This is a genomic window from Rhodococcus sp. 3258 (genome assembly GCF_031456475.1).
Taxonomy (GTDB): Bacteria; Actinomycetota; Actinomycetes; order Mycobacteriales; family Mycobacteriaceae; genus Rhodococcoides; species Rhodococcoides fascians.
Window position 1 is genome coordinate 19,511 of the sequence record NZ_JAVDUT010000016.1, and the last position, 12,287, is coordinate 31,797.

At 64.4% G+C, this 12,287-nt stretch carries 11 protein-coding genes; 4 read left to right on the forward strand and 7 right to left on the reverse strand.

What is annotated here, in order from left to right; all coding sequences use genetic code 11:
- The first annotated feature begins 12 nt into the window (after positions 1-12).
- Both J2X62_RS25330 and J2X62_RS25335 read left to right on the forward strand, forming a co-directional pair.
- Complete coding sequence (locus J2X62_RS25330; RefSeq protein ID WP_032382365.1) at positions 13-777, forward strand: pirin-like bicupin family protein; 765 nt, start codon at positions 13-15, stop codon at positions 775-777.
- 111 nt (positions 778-888) lie between these two features.
- The gene (locus tag J2X62_RS25335; protein ID WP_228139326.1) at positions 889-1,362 is read left to right on the forward strand and encodes a DUF4190 domain-containing protein; all 474 of its coding nucleotides are present in this window, start codon (positions 889-891) and stop codon (positions 1,360-1,362) included.
- A 16-nt stretch (positions 1,363-1,378) separates the two neighbouring features.
- Here the strand turns inward: J2X62_RS25335 and J2X62_RS25340 are convergent, their stop codons facing one another.
- From J2X62_RS25340 to J2X62_RS25350, 3 genes are read right to left on the reverse strand one after another with little or no spacing between them, the layout of a single operon-like run.
- A complete protein-coding gene (locus J2X62_RS25340; protein WP_310184218.1) occupies positions 1,379-2,962 on the reverse strand; it encodes an ABC transporter permease in 1,584 nt (527 codons plus the stop codon).
- Positions 2,959-3,837: an ABC transporter ATP-binding protein gene (locus J2X62_RS25345; RefSeq protein ID WP_310184220.1), complete on the reverse strand. Its 879-nt coding sequence runs from the start codon at positions 3,835-3,837 to the stop codon at positions 2,959-2,961. The genes J2X62_RS25340 and J2X62_RS25345 overlap by 4 nt, the downstream gene beginning before the upstream one ends.
- Positions 3,834-4,448 carry a TetR/AcrR family transcriptional regulator gene (locus tag J2X62_RS25350; RefSeq protein ID WP_027495276.1) on the reverse strand — a complete coding sequence of 205 codons (615 nt, stop codon included), beginning with the start codon at positions 4,446-4,448 and terminating at the stop codon, positions 3,834-3,836. Before J2X62_RS25350 ends, J2X62_RS25345 begins: the two co-directional genes overlap by 4 nt.
- A 54-nt stretch (positions 4,449-4,502) precedes the next feature.
- On the opposite strand from J2X62_RS25350, the gene J2X62_RS25355 reads away from it, so the two are divergent.
- A complete protein-coding gene (locus tag J2X62_RS25355; protein ID WP_032367150.1) occupies positions 4,503-6,461 on the forward strand; it encodes a M13 family metallopeptidase in 1,959 nt (652 codons plus the stop codon).
- A 73-nt stretch (positions 6,462-6,534) separates the two neighbouring features.
- Positions 6,535-7,845 (forward strand): cytochrome P450, encoded by a 1,311-nt coding sequence (locus J2X62_RS25360; RefSeq protein ID WP_032367151.1) that lies wholly within the window; start codon positions 6,535-6,537, stop codon positions 7,843-7,845.
- Here the strand turns inward: J2X62_RS25360 and J2X62_RS25365 are convergent.
- From J2X62_RS25365 to J2X62_RS25380, 4 genes are read right to left on the reverse strand one after another with little or no spacing between them, the layout of a single operon-like run.
- Positions 7,823-8,905, reverse strand: a complete 1,083-nt coding sequence (locus J2X62_RS25365) for an ABC transporter ATP-binding protein (RefSeq protein ID WP_032367152.1) — start codon at positions 8,903-8,905, stop codon at positions 7,823-7,825. The genes J2X62_RS25360 and J2X62_RS25365 overlap by 23 nt on opposite strands.
- A complete protein-coding gene (locus tag J2X62_RS25370; protein WP_032369547.1) occupies positions 8,905-10,230 on the reverse strand; it encodes an ABC transporter substrate-binding protein in 1,326 nt (441 codons plus the stop codon). The genes J2X62_RS25365 and J2X62_RS25370 overlap by 1 nt, the downstream gene beginning before the upstream one ends.
- A gap of 28 nt (positions 10,231-10,258) precedes the next feature.
- Positions 10,259-11,149, reverse strand: a complete 891-nt coding sequence (locus J2X62_RS25375) for a carbohydrate ABC transporter permease (RefSeq protein ID WP_027495271.1) — start codon at positions 11,147-11,149, stop codon at positions 10,259-10,261.
- Complete coding sequence (locus J2X62_RS25380) at positions 11,146-12,078, reverse strand: carbohydrate ABC transporter permease (RefSeq protein WP_174557223.1); 933 nt, start codon at positions 12,076-12,078, stop codon at positions 11,146-11,148. Before J2X62_RS25380 ends, J2X62_RS25375 begins: the two co-directional genes overlap by 4 nt.
- Positions 12,079-12,287: the final 209 nt, after the last annotated feature.

Below are 12,287 nucleotides of genomic sequence, written 5' to 3' on the forward strand. Positions count from 1 at the left end.
TACAGTGGGGACATGTCCGCTCCACTGACCGCCCACATCGACGTGCATCGTGCCGGTGATCGACTGAAAACCCGTGTGTCCTGGCTCGACTCGAAGCACTCGTTCTCTTTCGGTCAGCACTACGACCCCGAGAACACCCACCACGGCCTGTTGTTGGTGAACAACGACGACATCGTCACTGCCGGGCAGGGATTCGAAACGCATCCGCACCGCGACACGGAGATCATCACGTGGGTGGTGCAGGGCTCTCTGGTGCATCAGGATTCGATCGGGCACTCCGGCATCATCTATCCCGGACTGGCGCAACGGATGAGTGCGGGCAAAGGCATCATGCACTCGGAGAAGAACGACTCCTGGAGTATCGACGGCAATCGGCACACCGAACCCGTCCGCTTCGTACAGATGTGGGTGATGCCAGACAGCCCCGGCACCGCACCGGGCTACGAGCAACTCGAGATCGACGACGAACTGCTGCGGGGCGGACTCGTCACCGTCGCGTCGGGAATGAACCGACACCGTGGTCAGGCGGCCATCGGCATCGGCCAGAAGTCGGCCGCGTTGCACGCTGCGCGACTGACACCGGATTCGACCGTGACCGTTCCCGACGCACCGTTCGTGCATGTGTTCGTGGTCCGCGGCACCGTCTCGATGGAGGGTGTCGGAGAACTGTACGAGGGTGACGCGGTACGCATGAGTTCCACTGGCGGACAGCGAATTACGGCCTCGGAACCAGCCGAGATCCTGATCTGGGAGATGCACTCGCGACTGGGCGGCTGACAGGAACGCTCGATGACAAGTTGATCACGGGGGCACGTGGCGTCTGCGCGCACGGTAGAGATCTGCATACACTCCGAGCGTTCACGATCGCCGATCTCGGAGGTATCAGACGTGTCGAATGACTATCCCCCGCCCGGAAACTATCCTTCACCCGGCGAGTACCCCCAGCAGGGCGGATATCAGCAGGGTGGATACGAGCAACAGCCGGTAGCGCCGAAGAACACCATCGGCACAGTGGCGCTGGTTCTCGCGATTCTCGGTGTGCTGTTCTCCTGGACCATCGTCGGCGGCATTGTTCTCGGCCTGATCGCGATCGTCCTCGGCTTCATCGGTCGGTCGAGGTACAAGAAGCGCGTCGCCACCAACGGCACCGTGTCTCTCATCGCGATCATTCTCGGTTTCGTGGCGGCGGCTTTGTCGATCGTTCTCGTCGTCGTCGGCGTCGGCCTGTTCAACGCAGTCGGTGGACAGGACTTCACCGACTGCATGACCAACGCAGGCAGCGATACTGCAGCGCAACAACAATGCGCCGACGAATTCCAGCAGAACGTCGAGAACCAGTACGGCGACTCGACACCGAACTGAGTCGCGGCCGATTCACTCAGCCGCGGACGTCCCGTCGACGCAGCGCGGTGCTTCCGGCACCGCCTGCGGCGGCGGCGATAACGACGAGCCACAGCGAGGGCGTCACCGAGAACTCTCCGCCTGGCAGTTTGGGCAGGTGGGTGAACGGCGAGATGTCCTGTACCCACTGCGGCAGCCCCACCACCGCCCCGATCTGCCCCAGGGCAACGAAGCCGCCCAGGACCGCCCACAGGACGGTCGCGAACCCAGGTACCGCGCCGAACAGAGCCACGCCGATGGCCGTCACCACCCACACGGCCGGGAGCTGACTCAGTGCACCGCCCACGACGGACGGCAATTCGCCCGATACATCGCCGGTCGCCGACCCGTACGTCAGCCCGATGGTGAGGCCGACGACCAGCAGTAGCCACACCGGGCCGAGGACGGCGAAGAGTAGATACCCCGCCGCCCACCGACGGCGCGAGATACCGGTGGCCAGCACGATCTCGGCCAGACCCGACTCTTCCTCGCTGTGCAGACGTAGCACGGCCGACGCGGAATAAGCCGCCACCATGATGCCGACCATGCTCAGCACGACGGCGATGAACGACTGTTCGATCGTGGTGCCGCCGAACTTGCCCAGTGCGTCGCTGATGGCGGCGCTGCTGCCGAGTTGATCGCCGATGCCGTCCGTCGACGATCCGATCGCGATACCGAACAGGGCGAGGCCGACGGTCCAGACGACGGTGGTTCCGCGCGAGAGTCGCCACGCGAGGGCGACGGGACCGGACAGCGACGGAACGGCAGCCACCCGGCCGCGGCGTTCGGCCCGCAGACCACTGCCGAGATCGCGTCGATTCGCTGCCACGAACGCTGCGGCGACGAATGCCGTAGCGGTCGCCAGCGACAGCAACAGCGGCCACCACCGTTCGTCGGCGAACGGTCGCACCTGCGCCGACCACCCGATCGGCGAGAACCACGACAGGGTTCCCGAACCGATGTCGCCGATCGCTCTGAGAACGAACGCTGCGGCCAACACGCCGAGGGCATATCCGCGAGCCGCGCGAGCCCCGGACGCCACCTGTGCTGCCAGCCCCGCGCAGCCGACGAACACCGCACCGACGACGACGATCGAGCCACCGAACGCGACGCTCCCGGCCACCGGCAGACCGAATGCCCACAGCGAGACGAACGACAGCATTCCCGTCGCCATCACACCGCCGCCCGCCAGGAGCACGGCCGCTGTCAACCCTGCAAATCTGCCCACTGCAGTCGACCCGACCAGCTCGACACGACCCGCGTCCTCCTCACCGCGGGTATGCCGAACGACGGTGAGGATCGCCGCCAACGGAACGAGGGTCAGCATCAGTCCAGCGCGCCACGACACCAGGGCACCGAGGTCGCTACCGAAGATCGGCCCTACGAGAGCCGCTTGCGCCGGCACTGCCTCGGTGCCGAGATAGAACGTTCGACGGTCTGCCGCCGTCGGATACAGCCCCTCGAAGCTGACCGCGTACAGCAGCGGGAGCGCTCCGAGCAGAACGACCCAGATCGGCAACACGAGTCGGTCGCGGCGTAGATACAACCGCAGCAACGCCGCTGTGCCGCTCAGACTGTTCATGCGTAGTACCTCAGGAACAGCTCTTCGAGAGTCGGCGCGGAGCTGATCATGCTCTGCACGCCTGCGTCGGCCAGGACGTGCATCACCGCAGCGAGCGCCTCGTTCTCCACCGTGCAGGTAATCGTGGACCCGTCCACGGTCACCCCACTGACCCCGGAGAGCCTGTCGAGATCGCCGGGTACTCGATCCACAGTCATGGTCATCGTCGTGCGGGTGAGGTGCCGCATCGACGCCAGGGTCCCGGTGTCCACCGTGCGCCCGTCCCGGACGATGGTGACCGAACTGCACAACGCATCCACCTCGGACAGGATGTGCGAGGACAGCAGCACCGTGACTCCGCGTCGCGCAGCATCTTTCACGCATTCGGCGAACTGCTGCTCCATCAGGGGATCGAGACCGGAAGTGGGCTCGTCGAGGAGCAGCAGCTCCAAGTTCGATGCCAGGGCCGAGATCAGAGCGACCTTCTGGCGGTTGCCTTTCGAATAGGTGCGACTCCGCTTGCCTGGGTCGAGGGAGAACCGTTCGATCAGCTCCGCCCGGCGGTCGGAATCGATACCGCCGCGCATCCTGGCGAGCAGATCGATCACCTCCCCGCCGGTCAACGACGGCCACAGCGTCACATCTCCGGGAACGTAGGCCAGCCGTCGATGCAGTGCGACGCCGTCTGCCCACGGATCACCGCCGAGCAACCGGACCGTCCCCGACGTCGCGCGCACGAGACCGAGCAGGACGCGGATCGTGGTGGATTTACCCGACCCGTTGGGGCCGAGAAAGCCGTGCACATCACCGGTCTCGACGTGCAGGTTCAGGCCGTCGAGGGCCCGGACCGAACCGAACGTCTTCACCAGATCGTCGACTGCGATGGCGTCGGTCATTGCTCGGCCTCCAGATAGGTGTCCAAGATTCGGGAATCGGTGAACAATCCGTCGGTGTACAGCTCGAGTGCCGGCAGCATGACCTCGTCGCCGAGCGCGCTCAGAGCCGCACGGAAATCGACGTCCGGGCCGGCCATCTGCACGTACAACAGCAGACCGCCCACGTTCTGGCGCGTCAGGAACCGGGCGCGCGCCGCGGGGTCGCGGCTGGGTGTGAATCGGCCGTCGCGTACTCCGTCGTCGAGGTACCGGACCGCGTCGTCGACCATGTGCTCGAACAACTCTCGGGCCAGAGCTCCGCCCGAGGAGAAGCTCCGCACGATGTAGGCGACGAGCGGTGCGTACTCGTCGATGCGAGCAAGCTGTTCCATCACCCCGGTAGGACCGGCCGAGGCGGCCTTCGATTCGCGGATCGTACGCAGGACGTACTCGTCGCACGCTGCCCGAAGTCCGTCCTTGGACCCGAAGTGGTGGTTGAGCAGCCCGGGTGAGACGCCGGCGGCGCTGGCGATGGACCGCACACCGGCGGTGAAACCCTGCACGCCGAAGACGTCGATCGCGGTGTCGCGGATCCGCGCGCGAGTGGTCAGATCCTCCGATGCTGAACGCATGTACAGCACATTAAACACCCGTTCAATCGAGCGCAAGAGTGTAAAGATGGATACATGACTTCAGTGGTGAACTCGGGCATCGATCTCAGCTACCAGGACGAGAACACACGCGCGCAGGACGACCTCTTCGTGCACGTCAACGGCAAATGGCTGGAGGACTACAGCATTCCCGCCGACCGCGCCGTCGACGGTGCGTTCCGGACGTTGTACGACCGCGCCGAGGTCGATGTACAGACCATCATCGAAGAATCGGCGGCCGCGAATCCGCCCGCCGGTAGCGACGCACAGAAGATCGGCGACCTGTTCTCGAGCTTCATGGACGCCGACCGGGCCGAACAGCTCGGCACCACCCCGATCGCCGACGAGCTCGCCGCCGTTGCCGATGCGACCGACTTGGTCACGCTCGCAGGCGTTCTCGGCTCTCTGCAACGCACCGGAGTCGGCGGCGGTATCGCCCACTACGTAGACACCGACGCCAAGCGATCCGACCGCTACCTGGTGCATTTCAGCCAGTCGGGAATCGGCTTGCCCGACGAGTCGTACTACCGCCAGGACGAGTACGCCGACATCCGCGCGAGCTACATCGCGCACATCGCGAAGATGTTCGCGCTCAGCGGCGTCGAGTACGACGCGCAGACGGTGTTCGATCTCGAGCAGAAGATCGCCGCGGGCCACTGGGACGTCGTCGCCCGGCGCGACGCCGAGAAGAGCTACAACCTGGTCCAGTTCGACACTCTGGTGCAGAACGAGCCCGGATTCAATTGGACTGCATGGATTTCCGGCCTCGGCGGCACCACCGAACAGTTCGCCGAGATCGTCGTGCGCCAGCCACCGTTCGTCAACACGTTCGTGTCCCTGTGGACGTCGGAGGACATCGAGACGTGGAAGGCGTGGCTCGCGTGGCGCGTCGTCCATGCCCGGGCTCCGTTCCTGACCAGCGCACTCGTCGACGAGAACTTCGCGTTCTACGGAACGACGCTGACCGGAACCGAGGAGAACCGCGAGCGCTGGAAGCGCGGCGTCTCGCTCGTACAGGACGTCCTCGGCGAGGCCGTCGGCAAGCTCTACGTCGAACGCCACTTCCCGGCGGACTCGAAGGCACGCATGCAGGTGCTCGTCGACAACCTCACCGAGGCCTACCGCCGCAACATCTCCGAGCTCGAATGGATGAGCCCGGAGACGCGCCGCAAGGCCTTGGACAAGCTGGACAAGTTCACTCCCAAGATCGGCTACCCCGACCGCTGGCGCGACTACTCGAGCGTCGACATCACCGCCGACGATCTGCTCGGCAACTACCGCCGCGGTTACGAGGCCGACTATCAGCGTGATCTCGACAAGCTCGGCGGTCCGGTCGATCGCGACGAATGGTTCATGACGCCGCAGACCGTCAACGCGTACTACAACCCCGGGATGAACGAAATCGTCTTTCCCGCAGCAATTCTGCAGCCGCCGTTCTTCGACGCCGAGGCCGACGACGCAGCCAACTACGGCGGGATCGGAGCCGTCATCGGGCACGAGATCGGGCACGGATTCGACGACCAGGGTGCCAAATACGACGGCGACGGCAACATGGTGGATTGGTGGACCGACAGCGACCGCACCGAATTCGGCAAGCGCACCACAGCCCTGATCGAGCAGTACAACGAATTCGAGCCGAAGGCACTGCCCGGCCACAAGGTCAACGGCGAATTCACCATCGGTGAGAACATCGGCGATCTGGGTGGCCTGTCCATCGCCGTCGCCGCCTACGAGATCTCGCTCGAGGGCAAGGACGCACCGGTGCTCGACGGCCTGACCGGGTTGCAGCGCGTGTTCTTCGGCTGGTCGCAGGTATGGCGCACCAAGGCACGAGATGCCGAAGCGATCCGTCGTCTCGCCGTCGATCCGCACTCGCCGCCGGAGTTCCGGTGCAACGGAGTCGTGCGCAATCTGGACAGTTTTCACGAAGCGTTCGACGTGCAGCCCGGTGATGCGCTGTACTTGGACCCGGGGAAGCGCGTCAAGATCTGGTAACACGTGAGTGGAACTTCGTAGTCTGCTACGAGAAACCACTCACATAGGGCGGGACAACGGGGAGGACAGTCGGATGAGGGAATTCGTACGGTGGATCGCGGCGCACGGGGTCATCAGGTTCGGGGCCAAGCGTGCCGCGGCCGCCGGTGACCGGCAGGCCATGCTGGTCGCCGATCCGGCGACGCGGGCAAACCCGACGCCGGTGTACGAGGAACTGCGGGCGACGGCACCGCTGGTGAAGACCCGAATCTCCAACATCACCGTGCATCACCGGGTGGCGTTCGCGCTGCTGCGCTCCGACGATTTTCGGGTCACCCAACTGGGCGGCACGCTGCCTGCACCGCTGAAGTGGGTGGAACGCCACACCCGTTCCGGTGCCCTGCATCCGATCCTTCCGCCGTCCCTGCTGTCGGTCGAGCCGCCCGATCACACCCGCTACCGCAAGCTGGTGTCCTCGGTCTTCACCGCCCGGGCGGTAGCGCAGATGCGAGATCAGGTGCAGGAAACCGCGGACGCGCTACTCGACGAACTGACCGACGGCAGCCCTGTCGTCGACATCGTCGACCGATACTGTGCTCGCCTTCCCGTCGCAGTCATCGGCCGCATCCTCGGTGTTCCGGAGAAGGACAATCAGCGCGTCCTCGAATTCGGCGAAATGGCGGCACCCAGCCTCGACATCGGTATCTCGTGGAGCCAGTTCAAGCAGGTGGAGCGTGGCCTCATCGGTTTCGACGCCTGGCTCTCGCAGCACATCGCCGAGCTTCGCCGCAACCCCGGCGACGATCTGATGAGCCAACTGATCGCCGCCGAGGACGAGGGCATCGGCCTGAACGACGAAGAGCTCAGGGCCACGGCAGGATTGGTATTGGCGGCCGGGTTCGAGACAACCGTCAATCTGCTCGGCAGCGGCATCCAACTCCTGCTCGATCATCCGGATCAACTGGCTGTGCTGCAACAGGATCCATCGCACTGGCCCACCGCGATCGACGAGATGTTGCGGATGGAATCTCCCGTTCAGCTGACTGCTCGGGCGGCCAAGCACGACGTCGTCGTAGAGGGTGTGCCGATCACGAAGGACTCACTGGTCGTCCTCGTGCTGGCCGGTGCCAACCGCGATCCGCTGGTGTTCGAGGACCCCGACCGGTTCGACGTCACCCGCGACAACGCGGGTAAGCACCTGTCGTTCTCCGGCGGACGCCACTACTGCCTGGGCGCAGCTCTGGCCAAAGCAGAGTCGGAGGTGGGTCTGAAGACGTTGTTCGACAGGTTCCCCCACCTACGTTCGGCAGGCGAGGGAACCCGTCGCGACACGCGCGTATTGCACGGGTGGGCAACACTTCCGGTGGATCTGGGCGAACCCGTCAGGACAACCGCAGGCCGGTAGCGGAGTCGAAGAAGAACAGTTCGTCGAGCACCGGCTTCAACCGGACGGTCTCGGCGAGGGCGACCGACAGCTTGCGATCCACCCTCACCGAGATACGTCCCGAGGACGTCGTCCACTGACCGTCGGCGTTGGGTGCCGAGGCGTACACGAACGACTCCGCACCCAATTCCTCGATCAATTCGACGGTGAGCCGGAGTCCACCCGCATGTTCGCCGACGAGCTCCCACGATTCCGGCCGAACCCCGACGACGACGCGGTTGCCCGCCGACGACGGAACAGGGATCCGAACGTCTCCGAGGACCGCAGCGCCCTCGTGCACGGGAGCGTCGACGAGGTTCATGCCGGGAGACCCGATGAACCCGGCGACGAAGGTGTTGACGGGGTTGTCGTACAGCTCCCGCGGTGCGGCGATCTGTTGTAACTTGCCGTCCCGCAACACCGCAACCCGGTCACCCATTGTCATCGCCTCGACCTGATCATGGGTGACGTACACGGTGGTGGTACCCAATCGCTTCTGCAGTCCGGCGATCTGGGCCCTCGTCGACACTCGCAATTTGGCGTCGAGGTTGGACAGCGGCTCGTCCATGCAGAACACCTTGGGTTGACGAACGATGGCTCGCCCCATGGCCACACGCTGCCGCTGCCCACCGGAGAGCTTGCCGGGCTTGCGATCCAGCAGCGGCTCGAGTTCGAGCATCCTCGCGGCGTCCAGTACGCGAGCCGCTGTGTCGGCCTTGCTCATTCCCGCGTTTCGCAGTGCGAAGCCCATGTTGTCGCCGACGGTCATGTTGGGGTACAGCGCGTAGTTCTGGAACACCATCGCGACGTCCCTCGCCCGTGGGGCGAGCGAGGTGACGTCCACTCCGCCGATGTCGATGTGGCCGCTCTCGACGGATTCGAGGCCGGCCAACATCCGTAGACTCGTCGACTTTCCACATCCGGACGGCCCCACCAGCACGATGAACTCGCCGTCCGCTATGTCGAGTTCGAGCGTGTCGACGGCGAGAGAGTCCGCGCCCGGGTATCTGTGCGAGACACCCGCATAGTGAACGGTCGCCATTACTTCGGCAGCTTCGGGGTGATCTGGCGGTCGATGATCTGCTGCAATTGGTCCGAGATGGACGCGAATGTCGTTGCGACATCGGTATTCTGAAGAGCGATCTGCTCGAGACCGCTACCGATGATCTTGTCGCCACCGGGCACGAACACGCGGGCAGCGTCCTGGGATCGGGTACGCGCCAACTGGTCGACGGCCGTCTTCGCGTTCGGGTTGGCCTCGAGGAACGCGATTTCCGACGGGTCCTGCTGCGCCGACTTGCGGACCGGCATGTACCCGGTGTTCTGCGAGAAGTAGGCCGTGTTGGCACCGTTGGTGACGAAATCGATGAACTTGAGTGCGTTCACCTTTCGCTCGTCGGAGATCTTGGCCGGGATGGCCAGACCCGCGCCGCCGGTGGGGCATCCGGGCGCACCGTCGGTGGCCGGCAGGAAGGCCGTACCGAACTCGAACGCGGCACCCTTGGTGATGGTGGACAGGTCTCCGGTGGAGGCGATCGTGGAGGCGAGGATGCCCGCGGCGAAGTCGTTGGCGATGTCGTTGGAGACCGCCGCGTACTTCTTGGTGTGGATCATGTCCTGCAGGAACTTGCCTGCCGCAATGGTATTGGGGTCGTCGAACTTCAGCTCGAACTGATCGGAGTACGATCCGCCGAACGTCCAGATAGGTCCCTCGAACGTCCACCCGAGATAGTCGACGGCGTTGCCCCAGCCGTGGGCGAGCTTGCCGTTTCCGACGACGGCCTGGATGCGCGGACCCCACTCGTCGAATTCCTGCCACGTGGCCGGTCCGCGATCGGGCAGGCCGGCTGCCGACCAGACGGCCTTGTTGTAGTAGAACAGCGGGGTGGAGCGAGCGTACGGCAGAGCCCAGTGGCTCCCGTTCCAGTTGTAATCGGCAAGAAGCGAATCCACGTAATCGGACTGGTCGACCCCGGCCGCAGAGAAGTGCTTGTCGAGGGGCTCGATCGCACCGGTGAGTGCGTAGTTGAACCACCAGACATCCGAGAGTACGACGACGTCGGGCACATCGTTGCCCGAGAGCGCCGCGTTGAACTTCTGCGACACCTCCTCGTAGTTCTTGCCGCCGTCGATGAGATTGACCGTCAGTCCGGGGTTCTGCGCCTGGAACCGCGAGATCAGCTCCTTCTCGAATTCCTGGGACTTGCCCGGGTGGTTCGACCAGAAGTTGATGGTGTTCGCATCGCCTTCGACACCGCCGCCGCCGGACGAGCCCGATCCGGGACCGCTGCACGCTGCGAGGGCTGCGGCGGCCGCAGCCGCACCGGTGAGCGTGAGGAAGCCACGCCGATTGATGATGTGTGCCATGGTGTTCGACTCCTGATAGTGAGGTGGATCAGCCCTTGACCGCACCGGAGGTGAGGCCCTTGATCATGTGGCGCTGCAGGACGAGGAAGACGAGAAGAATCGGCAGAATGGTGAGCACTGTCGCGGCCATGACCGCTCCCCAGTTGGTGTAGCCCTCGCTGTTCTGGAGCAGCGTCAGGCCGACCGGGAGCGGAGCAACCGACGAGTCGTCGGACATCAGGAACGGCCAGAGGTATTCGTTCCATTCGGTGACGATGGTGATGATCGCGAACGCCACCATCGTCGGACCCGACAGCGGCAGGATGACGCGGAACATCAACCGCACCGGGCCCGCGCCGTCCATGCGCGCGGCCTCGATGATCTCCGGTGGCAGCGACAGGAAGTGGTTACGCATCAGGAAGGTACCGAATGCAACGCCTGCCAGCGGAATGATGATGCCCTGAAACGAATTTCGCCAACCGAGCTCGGAGATGAGCGAGTAGTTGGAGATGACGGTGATCTGGTTGGGCACCATCAGCGCGGCAATGATGACGAGGAAGACGATGTTCTTGCCCGGAAAGCGCAGGAACACCAGGCCGTACGCACTGAGCACACCGAGGACGAACTTGATCGACGCGACCGCCGTGGTGATGACGATCGAGTTGCGCAGGTACGTGAAGAACGGCACCTCCGTCGTCGCCTCGTTGTAGTTCTGCGGATGAAAACTGCTGGGCCACCACGTGACCGGCTGAACGTAGATGTCCGGGCGGTCCTTGAACGAGGTGACCAGAATCCAGAACAGCGGCAGGCCGATCATCAGCAGGACGGCAACCATCGCCGCGTAGCCGAGGACATTCGCGCTGCGACGCGTGCGCTGCGGGTCCCGACCGAGCGAAGGCTTTTCCGGGACTGCAGCATCGGGCTTGCTCACCAAGGTCATCGCTGATCGTCCCGATCCATGATTCGTACCTGTACGAGAGTGACGATCAACAGCACGAGGAACAGGATGGTCGCGACGGTCGCCCCGTAGCCGGCCCGAAAGTTGCGGAACGTTTCCTCGTAGACCTGGTAGACCATCGTGGTGGTTCCGGTGCCCAGTGGGCCACCGCGCGTCATGACGTTGATGATGTCGAAGACCTGAAGGGAGTTGAGCAACACCGTGATCGAGAGGAAGAACGTCGTCGGACGCAGTTGCGGTAGAAGCACTTTCCGGAACGTGGTCCAGCGGCCGGCCTGGTCGATCTCGGCCGCTTCCATCAATTCCTTGCGCACGCCCTGCAGCGCCGCGAGATAGATGACGAAGGTGTAGCCCAGGTTCTTCCACAAGTAGGTGACGGTGATCATGACCATCGCCCATTTCGGATCCTGATAGAAATCCGGGACCGCACCGAGGCCGAATCTGCGCATCAGGTCCTGGACGAGTCCGAAGTTGGGATCGAAGACGAACTGGAATGCGATACCGATCGCGGCACCGGAGATCACGTACGGCGCGAACACTGCGGAGCGAACGAAGTTGCGGCCCCGCAGTTTACGATCGAGCAGCAGCGCGAGTATCAGACCGAGCACCAGCGAGCCGACGACGGCGGCCACGGTGAACACGACAGTGTTGCCGACGATCTGCCACGTGTCGTCACGGGCGGCCCACTCGCGGTAGTTCTCGAATCCGACGAACGTGGACGTGGGCGAGGACAGGTTCCAGTCGAAGAACGAGAACTGGAAGTTCTCCACCAACGGGCGGTACGTGAAGACCGCCAACAGAACCAGGTTGGGTCCCACGAGAATCAGGAACAGTGCGTAATCGGTCCACGGCCGCGAGAAGAAGCTCTTCTTGCCTGCCGTGGGCAGCACTCGTTCGGTTGTTGCACTCACCGCGAGGACTGTGCTCAGTCGCGGCTAACGAATGGTGAACGCGGCCCCAACTGGTGCCGTCACGCAGACCAAATGCTGCGCAGTGGTGGGGGGGTTTTTGGGGGGGGGGGGGGGAAAAACACCACCACCCCCGCCCCCCGGGGGGGCCGGCCGGCCCCGCGGGGGGGACGGGGGCGGGGGGGGCCCCGGGGGTGGGGGTGGTGGAGGGG

Excerpts from the sequence above, each read along its gene's own strand:
- J2X62_RS25340 (WP_310184218.1), bottom strand. The coding sequence starts at position 2,962 with ATGAACAGTCTGAGCGGCACAGCGGCGTTGCTGCGGTTGTATCTACGC.
- J2X62_RS25375 (WP_027495271.1), bottom strand. The coding sequence starts at position 11,149 with ATGACCTTGGTGAGCAAGCCCGATGCTGCAGTCCCGGAAAAGCCTTCG.
- J2X62_RS25350 (WP_027495276.1), bottom strand. The coding sequence starts at position 4,448 with ATGCGTTCAGCATCGGAGGATCTGACCACTCGCGCGCGGATCCGCGAC.
- J2X62_RS25370 (WP_032369547.1), bottom strand. The coding sequence starts at position 10,230 with ATGGCACACATCATCAATCGGCGTGGCTTCCTCACGCTCACCGGTGCG.
- J2X62_RS25330 (WP_032382365.1), top strand. The coding sequence starts at position 13 with ATGTCCGCTCCACTGACCGCCCACATCGACGTGCATCGTGCCGGTGAT.
- J2X62_RS25355 (WP_032367150.1), top strand. The coding sequence starts at position 4,503 with ATGACTTCAGTGGTGAACTCGGGCATCGATCTCAGCTACCAGGACGAG.
- J2X62_RS25365 (WP_032367152.1), bottom strand. The coding sequence starts at position 8,905 with ATGGCGACCGTTCACTATGCGGGTGTCTCGCACAGATACCCGGGCGCG.
- J2X62_RS25360 (WP_032367151.1), top strand. The coding sequence starts at position 6,535 with ATGAGGGAATTCGTACGGTGGATCGCGGCGCACGGGGTCATCAGGTTC.
- J2X62_RS25345 (WP_310184220.1), bottom strand. The coding sequence starts at position 3,837 with ATGACCGACGCCATCGCAGTCGACGATCTGGTGAAGACGTTCGGTTCG.